Annotated in this window: 14 protein-coding genes; 1 reads left to right on the plus strand and 13 read right to left on the minus strand. The window is 68.4% G+C overall.

Annotated features, from left to right (window positions below):
- Nucleotides 1-13: 13 nt before the first annotated feature.
- The 12 genes from mhpT to CFB52_RS28300 form a co-directional block, all read right to left on the minus strand.
- Nucleotides 14-1,219, minus strand: a complete 1,206-nt coding sequence (gene mhpT, locus CFB52_RS28245) for a 3-(3-hydroxy-phenyl)propionate transporter MhpT (protein ID WP_060317739.1) — start codon at nucleotides 1,217-1,219, stop codon at nucleotides 14-16.
- A 215-nt stretch (nucleotides 1,220-1,434) separates the two neighbouring features.
- Nucleotides 1,435-3,348 carry a feruloyl-CoA synthase gene (locus tag CFB52_RS28250; protein WP_373680981.1) on the minus strand — a complete coding sequence of 638 codons (1,914 nt, stop codon included), beginning with the start codon at nucleotides 3,346-3,348 and terminating at the stop codon, nucleotides 1,435-1,437.
- On the minus strand, nucleotides 3,345-4,793 hold the full coding sequence (locus CFB52_RS28255; RefSeq protein ID WP_099318079.1) for an aldehyde dehydrogenase: 1,449 nt from the start codon (nucleotides 4,791-4,793) through the stop codon (nucleotides 3,345-3,347). The genes CFB52_RS28250 and CFB52_RS28255 overlap by 4 nt, the downstream gene beginning before the upstream one ends.
- A 70-nt stretch (nucleotides 4,794-4,863) precedes the next feature.
- Complete coding sequence (locus tag CFB52_RS28260; protein WP_059581593.1) at nucleotides 4,864-5,694, minus strand: p-hydroxycinnamoyl CoA hydratase/lyase; 831 nt, start codon at nucleotides 5,692-5,694, stop codon at nucleotides 4,864-4,866.
- A gap of 231 nt (nucleotides 5,695-5,925) precedes the next feature.
- On the minus strand, nucleotides 5,926-6,444 hold the full coding sequence (locus CFB52_RS28265) for a MarR family winged helix-turn-helix transcriptional regulator (protein WP_099318080.1): 519 nt from the start codon (nucleotides 6,442-6,444) through the stop codon (nucleotides 5,926-5,928).
- A 104-nt stretch (nucleotides 6,445-6,548) separates the two neighbouring features.
- The gene (locus CFB52_RS28270; RefSeq protein WP_099318081.1) at nucleotides 6,549-7,457 is read right to left on the minus strand and encodes an SMP-30/gluconolactonase/LRE family protein; all 909 of its coding nucleotides are present in this window, start codon (nucleotides 7,455-7,457) and stop codon (nucleotides 6,549-6,551) included.
- 50 nt (nucleotides 7,458-7,507) lie between these two features.
- The gene (gene araH / locus CFB52_RS28275; protein WP_059581586.1) at nucleotides 7,508-8,533 is read right to left on the minus strand and encodes an L-arabinose ABC transporter permease AraH; all 1,026 of its coding nucleotides are present in this window, start codon (nucleotides 8,531-8,533) and stop codon (nucleotides 7,508-7,510) included.
- A 30-nt stretch (nucleotides 8,534-8,563) separates the two neighbouring features.
- Nucleotides 8,564-10,114, minus strand: coding sequence for an L-arabinose ABC transporter ATP-binding protein AraG (araG, locus tag CFB52_RS28280; protein ID WP_059581583.1), 1,551 nt, complete (start codon nucleotides 10,112-10,114; stop codon nucleotides 8,564-8,566).
- 20 nt (nucleotides 10,115-10,134) lie between these two features.
- A complete protein-coding gene (locus tag CFB52_RS28285) occupies nucleotides 10,135-11,148 on the minus strand; it encodes an arabinose ABC transporter substrate-binding protein (RefSeq protein ID WP_059581581.1) in 1,014 nt (337 codons plus the stop codon).
- A gap of 91 nt (nucleotides 11,149-11,239) precedes the next feature.
- The gene (locus CFB52_RS28290; protein ID WP_060968186.1) at nucleotides 11,240-12,169 is read right to left on the minus strand and encodes a Gfo/Idh/MocA family protein; all 930 of its coding nucleotides are present in this window, start codon (nucleotides 12,167-12,169) and stop codon (nucleotides 11,240-11,242) included.
- A 25-nt stretch (nucleotides 12,170-12,194) separates the two neighbouring features.
- Complete coding sequence (locus tag CFB52_RS28295; RefSeq protein ID WP_059581575.1) at nucleotides 12,195-13,124, minus strand: dihydrodipicolinate synthase family protein; 930 nt, start codon at nucleotides 13,122-13,124, stop codon at nucleotides 12,195-12,197.
- Between the two features lie 115 nt (nucleotides 13,125-13,239).
- A complete protein-coding gene (locus tag CFB52_RS28300) occupies nucleotides 13,240-14,991 on the minus strand; it encodes an IlvD/Edd family dehydratase (protein WP_059581572.1) in 1,752 nt (583 codons plus the stop codon).
- Nucleotides 14,992-15,105: 114 nt separating this feature from the next.
- Here CFB52_RS28300 and CFB52_RS28305 point away from each other — a divergent pair, with 114 nt between their 5' ends.
- On the plus strand, nucleotides 15,106-16,056 hold the full coding sequence (locus CFB52_RS28305; RefSeq protein WP_059581569.1) for a LysR family transcriptional regulator: 951 nt from the start codon (nucleotides 15,106-15,108) through the stop codon (nucleotides 16,054-16,056).
- Nucleotides 16,057-16,224: 168 nt separating this feature from the next.
- Here the strand turns inward: CFB52_RS28305 and CFB52_RS28310 are convergent, their stop codons facing one another.
- Complete coding sequence (locus CFB52_RS28310; RefSeq protein ID WP_099318082.1) at nucleotides 16,225-17,961, minus strand: ShlB/FhaC/HecB family hemolysin secretion/activation protein; 1,737 nt, start codon at nucleotides 17,959-17,961, stop codon at nucleotides 16,225-16,227.
- Between the last annotated feature and the right edge of the window lie 100 nt (nucleotides 17,962-18,061).

The raw sequence follows: 18,061 nt of genomic DNA on the forward strand, positions 1-18,061 counted from the left end.
AAAGCAACGGAATTCAGTCGTGTGCCTGCGGCCGCCGGATCAGCACCAGCGCGGCGACGGCGGCGACCAGCGTGACGGGGATGCTCGCGCCGATCACCATCGGCGCGCTGCGGCCAGCGGCCAGCAGCGTCGCGGCCGCGAGCGGCCCGACGACGGAGCCGAGCCGGCCGACGGCGACCGCGGAGCCGACGCCGGTACCGCGCATCGCGGTCGGGTAGTACATCGCGGCAAGCGCGTACAGCACCGACTGCCCGCCGACGACGAACATCCCGGCGGCGAACGCGGCCGCCGCGAGCGACGCGAAGCCGGGCGCGGCCGCGAGCGCGGCGAGCGACAGCACGATCCCGACGTACATGCCACCGACCACGCGCGATGCGCGCATCCGGTCGAGCGCCGCGCCGATGCCGAGCGCGCCGAGCCCCGCGCCGACGTTGAACGCGATCTGCACGAGGCCGACGTGCGCGCGATCGAGCCCGCGCGACGCCATCAGCGACGGCAGCCAGTTCAGCAGGAAGTACAGGACGATCAGCGTGCAGAAGTAGCTGACCCACAGCGCGACCGTCGACGTCGTGCGGCCGTCGCCGAACAGCGTGCGTGCGACGCTGATGCGCGCGGCCTGCGTGCCGGCGACGTCGAGATACGCGCGCGATTCCGGCAGGCACCACACGAGCAGCGGCACGAGCAGCAGCGGCCCCACCCCACCGACGTAGAAGATGTGCCGCCATTCGGTGTCGCCGGCGAGCAGCACGCCGATCAGCGATGCGATCACGCCGCCGAACGGAATCCCGCAGTACATCGTCGCGACCGCGCTGCTGCGCGAGCGCGGCTCGACCGCTTCGGACGACAGCGCGATCAGGTTCGGCATCGCGCCGCCGAGGCCGATGCCGGTCAGCACGCGCACGACGACGAGCATCGCGAACGTCGAGACCTGCGCGGTCGCGATCGACAGCAGTCCGAACAGCACGACCGATGCGATCAGCACGCGCTTGCGGCCGATCCGGTCGGCGAGCCGCCCGCCGAGCATCGCGCCCGGCAGCAGCCCGAAGGTGCCCGCGCTGAACGCGATGCCCATCTGCGACACGCTCAATCCGAATTCGCGCGCCATCCGCGGCGCGGCGACGCCGACCGACTGCAGGTCGAGCCCTTCGAGAAGGGCGATCGCGAAACACAGCGCGAGCGTGGTCGCGACCGTGGATTTTTCGGCAACGTAAGTGTTCATGTCTCCATTCCCATGTCTTTGTAGTCGGTCGGCCCTGCAACGGCCGCCGCGCGCCGCCGCCGGCCAGTGGCGGTTCGGCGCGCGAGGTGTCGTATGAACGTCCGCCTTTATCAGGCAGCCTGATTCACTGGCCGCGAAAGTGCCTGCCGGTGTCGTGGCCGGCCGGTCGTTGTGCCTGCGTGCTGCTTACCGCTGTAACTGCTCGCGCGTGCTGCTCACGCGTAAATCGCGTCGGGATCGCGCCGCGCCGGGTCGTACAGCGCGTCGATCGTCGCCGCGCGATGCTTCTGCACGGCCGCCTGGTTCAGCGATCCCTTGTCGGTCACTTCGCCGAGATCGAGCGACGGCGGCGTGTCGATCAACCGAATCCTCGCGACGAACGTCGAACCGCCGCTCGCGTTCCGGTTCAGCGCGGCCAGCCACGCCGCGAACGCCGCACGCACGGCCGGCGCACGCAGCACGTCGGTCACGGACGCATCGGCGGCGAGCCTCGCTAGCGCACGGCATGCATCGACGCGCGGAAACACCAGCAAGCCGATGTCGTCGCGATTGATTCCCGTCACGACCACGTCCTGCACGTACGGCGCGCCGCTCGACACCGCGTTCGCGCGCAGCGGCCCGACGCTGACGAACGTGCCGCTGCTCAGCTTGAAATCCTCGGTCAGCCGTCCGTCGAACATCAGCCCGAGCTCCGGCCGCTCCGGATCGGCAAACACGCCCGCGTCGCCGCTGCGGTAGTAGCCTTCTTCGTCGAACACGTCGCGCGGATCGACATCGGCATGCCAGTAGCCGCGCATCACGTTCGGCCCCTTGAAGCGCAGTTCGTGCTTGCCGCCGCACGGCACGAGCTTCGCGTCGCAGCCGGGCGCGGGCAGCCCGATATAGCCCGCGCGCATCAGCGGCCCGGTCGTGAACAGGCACGACGGCGACGCCTCCGTCATCCCGAGGCCGGCCATGATCCGGATGCGCTCGCCGCAATGCGTTTCGGTCACGCGGTCGAGCCGGTCCCACGCGGCCTGCGACAGCCCCGCGCCGCCGAAGAAATACAACTTCACGCGCGAGAAGAACGTGTCGCGCAGTTCGGCGTCGCGTTCGAGCGCGGCGGTCAGCTCCTCCCAGCCCTTCGGCACGTTGAAGTAGATCGTCGGCGCGATCTCGCGCAGGTTGCGCACGGTTTCGTCGAAGCGGCCGGGCATCGGGCGGCCATCGTCGATGTAGAGCGAGCCGCCGTTGTACAGCGCGATGCCGAGGTTGTGACTGCCGCCGAACGTGTGATTCCACGGCAGCCAGTCGACCAGCACCGGCGGCTCGCGCGTGAGCTCGGGCATCGTCTGGCGCAGCATCTGCTGGTTGCTGCACAGCATCCGGTGCGTGGTCGGCACGGCCTTCGGCAGCTTCGTCGAGCCGGACGTGAACAGGATCTTCGCGAGATGGTCGGGGCCGACCGCCTCGTGGATCGCGTCGATCGTGCGCGGGACGGTGGCGAGCAGGCGCGACAGCGGCACCGCGCGGGCCTTTCCGTCCGCATCGGCATCGGCATCGGCATCGCGCGCGACGATCAGCACCGCATCGGCCGGCAACGTCGCGTCGAGCGCACGCGCGAACGACGCGCGTTCGGCGACGAACACGGCGCCCGGCTTCAGCACGCCGAGCGTGTGACGCAGCTTGCCGTAATCGGTCGACACCAGCGAATACGCGGGCGAGATCGGCGAGTACGGCACGCCGGCCAGCATCGCCGCGAACATCAGTTGCAGATGCTCGAGATCGTTGCCGGACAGCACCGCGAGCGGACGCTCGGCCGACAACCCGAGATCGACGAGGCCCTGGCCGAGCGCGCGCGCGCATTCGAGCATCTGCGCGTAGGTGATCTCGATCCAGTGCCCGTCGGCGCCGCGCCGCGCGGCCAGCACGCGGTCGGGGTGCGCCTGCGCGCCGCGCACGAGGCAGTCGGTGATGCGCGTCGGGTAATCGCCGAGCGGCTCGCGCGAGCGCAGGTACCAGGTGCCGTCGTCGGCGCGGCGAATCTCGGCCGCGCCGACCGCGACGGCGGCCGCGCGATAGCGTACGCCGCCGGCGTGTTGGCCGACCTGAAGCGGCGCCTTCTCTGCATTCATCGTCGGCTCGCTCATATCGGATAGTGGCGCGGCGTGGTCTGCACGGTGATCCAGCGCAGCTCGGTGAACTCGGCGATCGACGCGCGGCTGCCGAAGCGGCCGTAACCGCTCGCCTTCGTGCCGCCGAACGGCATCTGCGCCTCGTCGTGCACGGTCGGCCCGTTGACGTGGCAGATTCCCGATTCGATCCGGCGCGCGACCGCCATCGCGCGGGCGATATCGCGGCTGAACACGCTCGCCGACAAGCCGAACTCGCTGTCGTTCGCGAGCTCGACCGCTTCGTCGTCGCTGTCCGCGCGCAGGATCGCCACCACCGGCGCGAACGATTCCTCGCGATACAGGCGCATGTCGCGCGTGACGCCGTCGACGATCGCGGGCTGCATCGTCGCGCCTTCCACGCGGCAGCCGAGCGGCAATTGCGCGCCCAGTGCGCGCGCATCCTCGACCAGCGACGCCGCGCGCGCGGCGGCCGACGCATCGACCATCGTGCCGAGCGGATGGCCGGCCAGCGGATCGCCGGCAACCAGCGTGCGCGCCTTCGCGGCGAGCCGCTCGACGAGTGCATCGGCGATCGGCCGCGCGGCGATCACGCGCTCCGTCGACATGCAGATCTGCCCCTGGTTGAAGAATGCGCCGAATGCGATCGCGTCGACCGCCGCATCGAGATCGGCATCGTCGAGCACCAGTACCGGCGCCTTGCCGCCGAGCTCGAGCAGCACCGGTTTCAGGTGCGCGGCCGCGTGGCGCGCGATGATCCGGCCGACGTGCGTCGATCCGGTGAAGTTGATCCGCTTCACATGCGGATGCGCGATCATCCGCTCGACGAGCTCGGGCGCGTCGGCCGCCGCGTGCGTGATCACGTTCACCACGCCCGCGCCGAGCCCCGCTTCGTCCAGCACCGCGCCGATCAGCGCGTGCACGCCCGGGCACGCCTCGGACGCTTTCAGCACGATCGTGTTGCCGCATGCGAGCGGCATTGCGAGCGCTCGCGTGCCGAGGATCACCGGCGCGTTCCACGGCGCGATGCCGAGCACCACGCCGCACGGCACGCGCATCGCGAGCGCGAGATTGCCCGGTACGTCGGACGGGATCACGTCGCCGGCGATCTGCGTCGTCATCGACGCGGCCTCGCGCAGCATGTTCGCCGCGAGCGTCACGTTGAAGCCGATCCAGCCGGGCGTCGCGCCGGTTTCGGCCACGCCCGCCGCGACGAACGCGTCGATGCGCGCGTCCATCAGGTCGGCCGCCTTCAGCAGCAGCCGGCGGCGCTCGGTCGGCGCGAGCGCCGCCCATGCGGGGAACGCGCGGTGCGCGGCGTCGATCGCCGCGTCGGCATCGGCCAGGCCGGCCGCCGGTGCGCGCGATGCGAGCGCGCCCGTCGCGGGGTTGAAGCGGTCGAAGGTGCGGCCGTCGCGAGCGTTGCACCACTCGCCGCCGATCAGCATCCGTCTGTCGGTCATGTCGTCTCCTGCCCTGCCTGTCTCTTGCGGTTACGTCCGCGGTTATATCGGCGGCTGCGTTCGCGCCGTATCAGCGCTTGTATGCCTGCAGGCCCGGCTTGATCGTCTTGTCGTCGAGGAACTGCTTCAGCCCCTGTTCGCGGCCGCGCTCCGGGTCGCGCAACTGCGCCTGGTCGAGCTTCGCATACAGGTAATCCTCGCACTGCTCCCACGTGAGCTCGCGCGAGCGCTTGAAGCCGTGTTTCGCCGCGCGCAGCACGACCGGGTTCTTGTCCATCAGCCGCGCGGCGAGCGCGATCGTCGCGTCACGCAGCCCGGCGAGCGGCACGCTGCTGTTCACGAGGCCCATCTCGGCCGCTTCCGCGCCGGTGAACGTGTCGCCGGTCATGATGTAGTGCAGCGCGCGGCGATGCCCGACGGTGTCCGCCATCGCCTTGCTGACGAGGTTGCCCGGCGGGATGCCCCAGTTGATCTCCGACAGCCCGAACACCGCTTCGTCGGCCGCGATCGCGAGATCGCACGCGACGAGCGGCGAGAATCCGCCGCCGAAACACCAGCCGTTCACCATCGCGATCGTTGGCTTGTTGTACATCCGCAGGCGGCGCCACTGCCATTCCGACGCGTCGCGGCGCACTTTTTCCTGCAGCGCGTCGGAGCCGCCGTCGATCTCGCGGAAGTATTCCTTCAGATCCATGCCGGCCGTCCACGCGGCGCCCGCGCCGGTCAGCACCAGCACCTTCGCTTCGTCGTCGAATTCGACCGCGTCGAGGACTTCCAGCATCTCCCGGTTCAGCGTCGGGCTCATGGCGTTGCGCTTCTCCGGGCGGTTCAGCGTCACCCACGCGATGCCGGCCTCCACTTTCAGTTCAACGGTCTGCCAGCGGTTGTCGTACTTGCTCATGTCTGTTCCTGTCGTTCGTTCCTGTGCGATTCGGTGCGCAGCATTCCTGCTGCGGACGACTTCATTTAATATCAGGCTACCTGATATTGCAAGCGGCACGAGCGCCGGTGTAAACCCGGAGCGGAAAGCGGGAAAACGGGGAGGAATCGGGGAACGGTCAGGCGCCGGGAGGCGGGGAAGCGAAGCGGACGCGCGCCGCCCGGGCCGCGCGTCGTGAAGGGTCGGAGCCGATCAGCCGCGCAGGTTGCGCGAGAACAGTTCGAGCGCGCGCTGAACGTGCGCGGCGGCGTCGGCCGAAATGTCGCCGAGCATGCGCATTTCGAGCGGGCGCAGCACGGCTTCGCATTCACGCAGCATCGCCGCGCCGGCGTCGGTCAGCTTCAGCAGGATGATGCGGCCGTGCGACGGGTCGGCTTCGCGCGTGACGAAGCCGCGCGCGGCCATCACGCTCATCACCTCGTTCGCCGATTGCGGCGTGATCCACGAGCGTTCGGCCAGTTGCGCGTTCGACGATGCGCCGCGCGCCTCGAGCACCGACAGCGCCGTGTATTGCGCGAGCGTGATGCCGAGTGGTGCGAGCGCGTCGGTCATGTGACGGCGCAGCAGCCGGTCGAGGCCGCCGATCACGTAGGTCAGGCGCTGCTGCACGCGCGGCTTCGGCTTGTCGCCCGGGGCGCGGGCGGCGTCGTTCTTCGCGGCGGCTTTTGCAGCGGTTTTCGGGTTCGCGGGCTTGGTCGGGGTGGAACTCATGGTGCGGGCGGGATGGAATTGCGGGCCATCTTACCAGCACGCGAAACGTCGCTCTGTCCGGTTGTATGCGACACGCGCCCGGTACGCGCGGTCAGCCGCGACGGTCAGCCGTCCGACGGGCGCGTGCCCGCAAACCGCGCCGTCGGCAGCCCCGCATAGCGCGTCTGCGCGACGAACACACCACCCGCGTGCGCATCGCCGGCCAGCGCGTCATCGCTCAGGTCAACACGCGCACTCGTCACATACAGCCTGCCTTCGCCATCGATCGCCACGCAGCTAGGCTGCGCGGTCGGCACCGCCACGCGGTCCGTCTCGACACCGTCGGCGCCATAACGCACCACCCTTCGCCCGCCCCACTGCGCGTTCCAAAGCCCGCCGTCGCGATCGACGATCGACCCGTCCGGATCGCCATCGGCATCGGTCAGCCGCGCGAACGGTCTCACGTTCGCGACATCGCCGCCCGCCCGGTAATCGCACACAAAAATCTCGCGCACCAGCGAATCGCAGAAATACATCTTCGTGCCGTCCGGCGAGAACCCGATGCTGTTCGCGATCGCGGCCGGCGGCAGCGCAAGCCGCTCCAGCGTGAGATCGGCATTGAGCCGATAAAACCCGCCGACCGCGCGCGGCGGATCGCCCCCCTCATCCTTCATCCCGAACACGAACGCGCCGAACGGATCGCAGCGCCCGTCGTTCAGCCGCGTCGGCAGCTCGGGTTCGACGTCGACGATCCGCGTGAACGTGCCGCTGCGCAGATCGAAGAACGCAAGATGCGTCGCGAGCCCGACGAGCAGCACATCCGGATCGTCGGTCAGTGCGAAGCACGCGAGCCGTTCGGGCATCGCCCATTGCACGAGGTCCGAACCGTCCGCGCGGCAGCGCCACAGCTGCGCGCCTTCGATGTCCACCCAGTACAGCGCGTGCGTCCTGTCGCACCACGTCGCGCCTTCGCCGAGCGTGTTGCGGCTGTCGGCCAGCAGCGTCGCCGCCGTGCCCGGATGAGTCTGTTGCATGCCGTCTCCCGATATTCGTCGTATTTGCAGGCGGCCGCACGTGGTCGACATCAGATCTTCATCGCGCGCCGCTGGTTGCGACGATACTGGTCGAACAGCACCGCAAGCAACAGAATTCCGCCGCGTATCAGATATTGGTAAAAGGTCGGCACGTTCAACAGGCTCATCGCGTCCTGCACCGAGCCCATGATCAGCACGCCGACCAGCACGCCGGAGATCGTCGCGACGCCGCCCGTCAGCGACACGCCGCCGAGCACGCACGCGGAGATCACGCCGAGCTCGAGGCCGACCGAGGTTTTCGGGTCGCCGAGGCTCATCCGCGACGCGAGCATCACGCCCGCGAAGCCGGTCACGAGCCCCTGCAGCACGAACACCGTGATCTTGATGCGCATCACCGGCAGCCCCGCGAGCAGCGCGGCCTCGCCGTTGCCGCCGACGGCCAGCACGTTCTTGCCGAACACCGTCTTGCGCAGCAGGAAGCCGAACACGACGAAGCCGACGATGTTGCTCCAGATCGGAAACGAGATGCCGAGGAACGACCCACCGCCGAGATCGAAGAAGCGCTCCTCGGAGATCATCACCGCGTCGCCGTTCGACGTGATGAATGCGAGGCCGCGCACGACTTCCATCATCGCGAGCGTGACGATCAGCGAGTTGATCCGCCAGCGCGCGATCAGCACGCCGTTCACGAGCCCGACCGCGCCGCCGGCGAGCACGCCGGCCGCGATGCCGAGCACGACGCTGTGCGTCGCGGTGATCAGCGTCGACGCGACGACGCCGGAAAACGCGACGATCGACGCGACCGACAAGTCGACCTCGCCTAACGCGAGCACGAACATCATCGTCACCGCGATCGAGCCGATCAGCGTGACCGACAGCAGCAGGCCCTGGATGTTGCGCGGCGTGAGAAAGTCCGGCACGGTCAGCGACAGCACCGCGAACAGCACGAGAAACACCATCACGATGCCGGAACGGTTGATCAGCTGCCACACGCCGCCACGCGGACGCGCGGGCGTGGCCGCGGCGGCGGCATCCGGGGATGGGGAGGTACGTTGGGGTTGCATTGCCTGGCTCATATCAGTTGCTTTCCGGTTGACTGCTCGCCGCTAGCGCGGCAGCGCGAGCTTGATCAGCGCGTCGGGCGTCGCGTGCGCCTTGTCGACCTCGCCCGCGATCCGTCCTTCCTTCATCACGATGATGCGATCCGACACGCCGATCACCTCGGCCAGATCGCTCGACACGAGGATCACCGTGCGGCCCGCTTCCGCGAGTTCGTAGAACAGGTTGTAGATTTCCGCGCGCGCGCCGACGTCGATGCCGCGCGTCGGCTCGTCCATCAGGAACACGTCGATGCGCTCGGCCAGCCAGCGCGCGATCACGACCTTCTGCTGGTTGCCGCCCGACAGCGCGCCGATCGGCGTGTCGCCGTCGCGGGTCTTGATCGCGAGGCGCTCGATGTATTTCTGCGCGAGCTCGCGTTCCCGCCGCCCGTCGAGCAGCACGCGCGCCGGGCTGAAATGACGGCGCACGCTGATGTTCAGGTTGTCGGCCACCGACGCGATCGCGACGATGCCCTCCTGTTTTCGGTCTTCCGGGCACAGCGCGATGCCGGCGCGCACCGCGTCGCGCGGGCTGCCGAACGCGACCCGCTTGCCGTTCAGCTCGACGTGCCCCGCGCTCGGGCGCGCGGCGCCGTACAGCAGCTTCATCAGTTCCGAGCGGCCCGCGCCGACGAGCCCGAAGAAGCCGACGATCTCGCCGCGCCGCGCGGTGAACGACACGGGCTCGGCGAGCCCCGGCCCCGTCAACCCTTTCGCCTCGATCAGCACGTCGCCGGCCGTGCGCGGCCGGTAGCCGTACACGTCCTCGATCGAGCGGCCGACCATGCAGCCGATCAGCCGGTCGCGGTCGAGATCGGCGACGGAATCGAACGTGTCGATGCGGCGGCCGTCGCGAAACACGGTCACGCGGTCGCACAGTTCGTACACTTCCTCCATCCGGTGCGTGACGTAGATGATCGCGCGGCCTTCCGCGCGCAGCGCGCGGATGATCCGGAACAGTTGCGTGGTCTCGCGCGCGGACAGCGAGCTCGTCGGCTCGTCGAACGCGATCACCCGTGCGTCGCGCATCAGCGCCTTGCCGATCTCGATCATCTGGCGCTGGCCGATCGACAGATACTTCACCGGAATACCCGGATCGATATGCTCGCCCAGCCGCTCCAGCGCATCGAGCGCGCGCGCGGCGAGCGCGCGCTCGTCGACCACGCCGGCCCGGCTCGGCAATTGTCCGAGCATCAGGTTCTCCGCGACCGTCAGTTCGGGCACCAGATGCAGCTCCTGGTAGATGATCGCGATGCCGGCCTCGAGCGCCGCGCGGGTCGACGCGAAGCGCTGCACCGTGCCGTTCAGCGTCAACGTGCCGGCCTGCGGCTGGTTCACGCCGGACAGCACCTTCAGCAGCGTCGATTTCCCCGCGCCGTTCTCGCCCATCAGCCCGTGCACTTCGCCCGCGCGCACCGACAGCGACACCGTGTCGAGCGCACGCACGCCCGGAAACGTCACGGTGATGCCGTCGAGCGCGAGCAGCGCGCCGCTCGGCGGCGTGCCCGCTTCGGCACCGTGGCCGGCGGACGCGGCCGTCATCGTCTGCATCGTCATCGCGTTCTCGCCTCGCCCGCTCAGATGCCGAGCTCGGCGCGCACGGCCTGCCAGTTCGTGCGCGTCATCAGCTTGCCGCTCGTCTGCGTGTCGGCCGGCGGCACCTTGCCGTTGCGGATCCAGTCGACGAGGTTCTGCGTGCTGTCCTTGCCGTGGTTCGTCGAGCTGACCGCGATCGTCCCGTAGAAGCCGGTCGGCTCCTTCTTCTGGAATTCAGCGAACGCCTCGCCCGCACCGTTGATGCCGACGCCGATCACGTCGGCCGCCGGGATGTGCAGCTGTTCCGTCGCGCGCACCGCGCCGAGCACGGTTTCCTCGTTCAGCGCGTAGATCACCCATTTCTTCACGTTCGGATGGCGGGCGAGCACGGGTGCCGCCGCGCTGAAGCCGCCTTCGTCGTCGGTCGTCTTCTGCGGCGCGTCGAAGATGTTCTCCTTGCGGAAGCCGTTCGCGAGCAGCGCCTGCGTCGCGCCGTCGGTGCGCAGCTTCGCGGTCGGCAACTCGTAATTGGTGATCCGCAGCGCGCCGACTTCTTCGGGCTTCCAGCCGCGCCGCTTCATTTCGTCGGAGATTGCCTGGCCGACCTGGTTGCCGATCTTGGTCGCCGACATCCCGAGGTGCGGCACGTTCGGCAGCGGCTTGCCGCTCGAATCGACGAGCTGGTCGTCGACGGTCACGAACTTCATGTTGTAGCGCTTCGCGCGCGACGCGATCGCCGGCCCGAGGCGCACGTCCGGCGCGCAGATCACGAAGCCCTGCGCCCCCTGCGAACCGAGGTTGTCGATCGCGGCCAGCACCTTCTCGCCGTCCGGCGTGCCGATCTTCACGACCGAGAAGTTCTCCTTCTGGCCGAGCGCGGACGCCGCGTTCTGCTCGTTGATGAACCACGCCTGCTCGGGCATCTTCACGAGGAAGCCGATCTTCAGCGGCGCGTCGGCGTGCGCGGCGCCCTGCATGCCGAGCGGCGCGATGCACAGCGCGGCCAGCAGCGCGCGCAGGGTATGTCGACGGATCGTGTGAGTCGTGCGGTTCATGTGGTGTCTCCTTTGTGTCGGCCGATGCCGTGATGTGTGTCCGTAATCAATCGTTCGTCGTGCGCGCCCCAGGCGGTGCGCGCACGCAGGTTCAGCGGCCGAACGCGTCGGTCTGCACGCGTCGGCCGAACAGGAAGGCGTCGGCGACGAGCCGCAGCGGCCGCACGTCGACGTCGCTTTCGCCACGCGCGATCAGCGCACGAAAGTGCGCATACAGCGCCGGATACTCGCGTTCGGGCCCGATCTCGACCGGCTCGCCCGCGATCGACAATTGCGCGCCGCCGCGGCTGATCGCGAGCACGCCGTCGGCCGTGTCGACCGCGATTTCCCATTGCTCGACCGGGCCGTGCCGCCAGTCGAATTCCGCGCGCACCGGCACGCCGTCGGTATCCGCGCAATCGAGTTCGGCCGCGATCGGCGTCTGCACGTCGCTCGGCACGATGAGCGTCGCCTCGCGCAGCACGAGCTCGCGCGGCAGGATCCGCGTGACGATCGACAGCGCGTTGATGCCCGGATCGAACACGCCGAGGCCGCCCGGTTCCCAGATCCACTGCTGCCCCGGATGCCAGCGCCGCACGTCTTCCTTCCAGCGAACCTGCACCGCGCGGATCGTGCGTGACGCAAGCCACGCACGCGCCGGTTCCACCGCGCTCGCGCAGCGCGAATGCCAGGTCGCGAACAGCGTGAGGCCGCGCTCGCGCGCCAGCGCGTCCAGCGCGGCCACTTCGCCGAGCGTCGCGCCCGGCGGCTTCTCGAGCATCACGTGCTTGCCGGCCTCGAGCGCGGCGCGCGCCTGCGCGTAGCGCACCTGCGGCGGCGCGCACAGCGACACGGCGTCGAGCTCGGGCTCGGCGGCGAGCAGCGCGTTCAGATCCGGATAATTGCGCACGCCGTTGACTTCCGCGTGACGGCTCGCGCAGGCAGTCAACGCGAAGCCCGGTTCGGCGGCGATCGCCGGCAAATGCTGGTCACGGGCGATCTTGCCGATCCCGATCACACCCAGCGAAATTGGATTGCTCATCGTGCGTCTCTCCTTCGCGAATCGCTCAGCGCGCCCAGCGCAGCACGAGCGGATCGAGCCGGCGCGCGATCGCGAGCAGCTCCGCGCGCGTGTCCGGGTGCAGTTCCGGCATCGGATGCCGCGGCCGCTCGCACGCGATCACGCCGCCGGCGCGCATCAGCGCCTTCGCGGTGAGGATCCCGGACTGGCGGTTCTCGTGATTGATCAGCGGCAGCCACGTCTGGTAATGCGCGAACGCATCGTCGTGCCGGCCTTCGCGGAACGCTTCGAGGATCGGCCGGATGCCGTCCGGAAAGCCGCCGCCCGTCATCGCGCCGGTCGCGCCCGCATGGAGATCGGCGAGCAGCGTGATCGCTTCCTCGCCGTCCCACGGCCCCTCGATCGCGTCGCCGCCGAGCCGGATCAGCTCGCGCAGCTTGTTCGCGGCGCCCGGCGTCTCGATCTTGAAGTACGCGACCTGTTCGATCTCGCGCGCCATCCGCGCGAGGAACGGCGCGGACAGCGGCGTGCCGCTCGCGGGCGCGTCCTGGATCATGATCGGGATGTCGATCGCATCCGACACGCGCGCATAGAACTCGAAGATCTGCGCCTCCGGCACGCGGAACGTCGCGCCGTGATACGGCGGCATCGCCATCACCATCGCCGCGCCGAGCTGCTGCGCGCGCAGGCTGCGCGCCGCGCACACCTGCGTGCCGTAGTGCGACGTCGTGACGATCACCGGCACGCGGCCGGCGACGTGTTCGAGGATCGTGCGCGTGAGCACGTCGCGTTCGTCGTCGGTGATCGCGAACTGCTCGGAGAAGTTCGCGAGGATGCACAGGCCGTCCGACCCCGCATCGATCATGAAGTCGACAGCGCGCTTCTGGCTCGCGAGGTCGAGCTCGCCGGTGTCGGTAAACGTCGTCGGGACGACGGGAAAGATGCCGCGATAGCGCGGCGTGCTGCTCGATGTCATGGTTCGCGTCCTGCTTCGGCCCGGTTGTCGCCGGCCGTCATGCGTTCATGGTTTCATGAAGCGCGGGCCGGGAAGGCCCGCCATCGGCGGCGGCGCACGTCGCGCCGCCCGCCGCTCAATGCGAATGGCTCGGCACGTCCGCGCCGCGCGTGCCGACCAGGAAGTCGAGGTCGCACCCCTCGTCGGCCTGCAGCACGTGATCGATATACAGCCGCGCATAGCCGCCCTTGCCGAGCTGGCCGGCCACGCCGGGCGCCGCGGTCGGATCGACGTCCGACAGGCGGCGCTGCAGTTCTTCATCCGTGATGTCGAGATGCAGCGTGCCGGCCTCGCAGTCGAGCTCGATCCAGTCGCCGTTGCGCACGGCCGCGAGCGGGCCGCCCGCGGCCGCTTCCGGTGCGACGTGCAGCACGACCGTGCCGTACGCGGTGCCGCTCATCCGCGCATCCGAGATCCGCACCATGTCCTTCACGCCCTGGCGCAGCAGCTTCGGCGGCAGCCCCATGTTGCCGACCTCGGCCATGCCCGGATACCCGCGCGGCCCGCAATTCTTCAGCACCATCACCGAGCTCGCGTCGATGTCGAGCGCTTCGTCGTTGATCGTCGCCTTGTAGTGGTCGAGGTTCTCGAACACCACCGCGCGGCCGCGATGCTTGAGCAATTCGGGGCTCGCCGCCGACGGCTTCAGCACCGCGCCGCGCGGCGCGAGATTGCCGCGCAGGATGCGGATGCCGCCGTCCTCGATCAGCGGCCGGTCGAGCGGGCGGATCACTTCTTCGTCGTAGTTCGGCGCTTCGCGCACGTTGTCCCACAGCGACTTGCCGTTGACCGTCAGCGCGTCCGGGTGCGGCAGCAGCCCGCCTTCCCCGAGCCGGCGCAGCACGGCCGGCAGCCCGCCCGCGTAATAGAACTCCTCCATCAGGAAGCGCCCCGACGGCATCAGGTCGACGATTGTCGGCGTGTCGCGGCCGATGCGCATCCAGTCTTCCAGCTCGAGCGGCACGCCGATGCGGCCGGCGATCGCCTTCAGGTGGATCACGGCGTTGGTCGAGCCGCCGATCGCCGCGTTCGTGCGGATCGCGTTCTCGAACGCCGCGCGCGTCAGGATCTTCGACAGCACGAGCCCTTCGAGCGCCATCTCGACGATCCGGATGCCCGACATGTGCGCGAGCACGTAGCGGCGCGAATCGACGGCCGGAATCGCCGCGTTGTGCGGCAGCGCGACGCCGAGCGCCTCAGCCATGCACGCCATCGTCGACGCGGTGCCCATCGTGTTGCAGGTGCCGGCCGAGCGCGACATGCCGGCTTCGGCCGACAGGAAGTGATGCACGTCGATCTCGCCGGCCTTCAGCGCTTCGTGCAACTGCCACACGGCCGTGCCCGAACCGATGTTCTTGCCTTCGAGCTTGCCGTTCAGCATCGGGCCGCCCGACACGACGATCGCCGGCACGTCGCAGCTCGCCGCGCCCATCAGCAGCGCGGGCGTCGTCTTGTCGCAGCCGGCGAGCAGCACGACCGCGTCGATCGGGTTGCCTCGGATCGCTTCCTCGACGTCCATCGATGCAAGATTGCGCGTGAGCATCGCCGACGGCCGCAGGTTCGATTCACCGTTCGAGAACACCGGGAACTCGACCGGGAAGCCGCCTGCTTCCGAGATCCCGCGCTTCACGTGCTCGGCGAGCTTGCGGAAGTGCGCGTTGCATGGCGTCAGTTCGGACCACGTGTTGCAGATGCCGATGATCGGCCGGCCGTCGAATTCGTGATCGGGAATGCCCTGGTTCTTCATCCAGCTTCGGTACATGAAGCCGTTCTTGTCGTTCGTGCCGAACCATTGAGCGGAGCGCAGCCTGGGTTTTGTTGCCGACATCGTCAGTCCTGTGGTGACGGGATACCGGCGCAGTCTAGGCAGAATTTTGATAACTGGCTAATGACGATTTAGGCGATTACGATATCGATTCCGATATCGATATAAACCCGTACGATGACCGAAGCCAGCCCGTGGGGCAACCGCGCCCGCCTGAAGACGCGCCAGTTGCTGCTGCTCGTCGCGCTCGCCGACGAAGGCAGCATTCACCGCGCGGCGGCCGCGCTGAACATGACGCAGCCGGCCGCGTCGAAGCTGCTGCGCGAGCTCGAGGAATCGATCGGCGCGGTGCTGTTCGAGCGCCTGCCGCGCGGGATGCGGCCGACGCTGTACGGCGACGCGCTGATCCGCCACGCGCGCGCGGCGCTCGGCAGCCTCGACCAGGCGCGCGAGGAACTGGCCGCGCTGAAGGCCGGCCATCTCGGGCACGTGGCGGTGGGCGCGATCACGTCGCCGGGCCTGCGGCTCGTGCCGCCGGCCGTGGCGGCGGTAAAGGGTACGCATGCGGGCCTGCACGTGTCGGTCGAGATCGATACCAGCAACGTGCTGCTCGAACACCTCGCGCAGGAAAAGATCGACATCGTGCTCGGCCGGCTGTCCGCCGAACACGACAAGCTGCGCCTGCGCTACGAGCCGTTGACCGGCGAGTCGGTGGCCGCCGTCGTGCGGCCCGGCCACCCGCTGCTCGCGCACGCGCCGCTGGCGCTCGCCGACGTGCAACGCGCCGCGTGGGTCGTGCCGCCGGCCGGCAGCGTGCTGCGCCACCGCTTCGAGCTCGTGTTCCAGCGCGCGAGCCTCGCGCCGCCGGCGAACCTCGTCGAAACCTCGGCGCTGCTGTTCATCACGCAACTGCTCGAACAGAGCGACATGATCGCGGTGCTCGCCGAGGACGTCGCGCACTACTACGCGCGGCACGGGATCGTCACGGTGCTGCCGCTGGAGATGGATTGCCGGATGGACGATTTCGGGATCATCACGCGCACCGACCGGCTGCATTCGCCGGCAGTGGCGGTGATGGTCGAGGCGATTCGGGCGGCGGCTGGGGAGGTTTACGGAGTGGGGTTGTGAGGCGGCGATTTCGGGCTTTGCCGCCGCAGCGCGGATAGCATGGTCGCCACACGTGGCCCTCCGACAAGAGAGCCATGCACTATACGATCGAAAAAGCCGTCAGTTCTCGATCCTCGCCGCCGTCGTCTCAAACGACGGCGGGCAAAGTAGCGGATTGCGCCCACTTCGTCAGAACTGTGCGGTGAGCTGAAAGCCAACGGTCACGCGTGCCGTAGGAAACCCGGACGGCTTGTAGATCGGCGTGCCGGCAAACAGGTCGTAACCGTAGGCACCCAAGCGAGTCGCGACGCTCCCCTTCACGCCGATCACGGCCCCTGCCAGTTGCGTGCCCACGAGTGTGACCGGCTGCGGGCCCCACACGCGGCCGTAGTCGATGCCCGCATACACCGCCTGCCCGGTTTGATCGATCGGCGCCTGCAGTTCATTGCGCCAGTAAAAACCACGGGAGGCGGCCAGCATCGTCTCCCCGTCGAAGCCGCGCACCGTGTAGCGGCTGCCGATCGTCATGTCGTCGATGTAGTACAGCGTGTTGCCCGTGAATTGGCCGTGGAGGGTCGTCACGTAACGAAACGGCTGCTGCGCGATCGCGAACGGCACCGACAGGTTCGCATCGAGCACCGCCATCTTGTAGCGGTAGGTCGGGCCGCCGTCGGCCGCCACGCTGTCGTCCTGTGCGCCGAACGCACCGACGCCCTGCCGGTACGCGAGCGTGCCGTCGAACTGCGCGTTGCCGAAGTAGTGCCGATCGGTCAGGCCGAACTCGACGAACGTGTTGTTGCGGCGCTGCTGCGGGATTTCGGTGTCTTCGATGAAGCTTTGCCCGAACCGGCGTGACAGCCGGAACTGCACGCCGAACACGTCGTTCTGACTGCGCGACAGCACACGGTTCAGCTTGAAATCGACGGTCTTCGAGTTGCCGCTGGCGACGAACGTCTGATTCACGCCGGCGATCTGCTGATAGTACGTGTTCGTGTACGCCGAAAGCGTCGCGGTCCAGTAGCCCCAAGGGATCGAACAAAAGCCGTTCCAGCCGTGCGAGCTGAGGCGCTTGTCGCCCAGCTCGAGATCCTGGCTCACGCCGATGTTGAAGATGTCGTTCAGGCCCAACGGATTGTCGATGCCGAGCGACAGGTTGCCCTGTAGCCGGCCGGTCGCGCGCGTGCCCGAGTTGTCGATCGACGCGACCACTGTCCAGGGCTTGCCGCGCTTCACGTCGAGCACGACGTCGCTCTCGCCCGGCACATCGGCGGGGACAATCTGCATCGACACGTCCTGGCTCGACACGCGCTTCATCTGCTCGAGGCCCTGTTCGAGGTCGCGCAGGTTTAGCAGTTCGCCATCGCGCGTCGGGAAGGCGGTTTTCCAGGTGCCGCGCAGCTTCTCGTCAGCGAAGCGCACGTGGCGGATCACGCCGGGGATCAGCGATAACTTCAGGGTGCCGGTCGACAGATCCTGTTCAGGCAGCAGCACGCGGGTCGTGACGTAACCGCGCGCCAGGATCGCTTGCGACAGGCCCTTGACGAGCGCGTCAAGGCCTTGTTTGCCGACGCACTGGCCAGCGTAGTGGTCAAGCCATTCGCGCGCGAACGCGAAGCGGTCCATCGGCAAGGCGGAAGCACCTTGCGCTTTCACGGAAGCGGGCAGCGCGTTCGGCACGTCGAGCGAAAAACGATCGATGCGAAAGCACGGCGACTCCGACGACAGCGTCGGATAACCGGCGCTCGCCGTCACGCCCGAACGCACCCCGGGCGCGGAGACCGTTCGTTCGCGCTCGCGCGCCTCTTCCTGCTGACGGATTTGCTGGTCGTTCCCCTGAGCAGCCAAGCGCGGCGCTTCCTGCGCCGACACACTTGCCGCTATCAGCAGCAGTGCTGCTGCAGAGTTCCCCCGGCGAATAGTTCTCATATTTTTCTAGACATGTACTCGCGGACTTCGATTTCTTAGCGGAATCGCTCAAAAGTCACCGCTACTCACCTAATAATCTCAATCGAGACTAAAGCAAAAA

The organism is Burkholderia sp. AU18528, from assembly GCF_002223215.2.
GTDB lineage: Bacteria > Pseudomonadota > Gammaproteobacteria > Burkholderiales > Burkholderiaceae > Burkholderia > Burkholderia semiarida.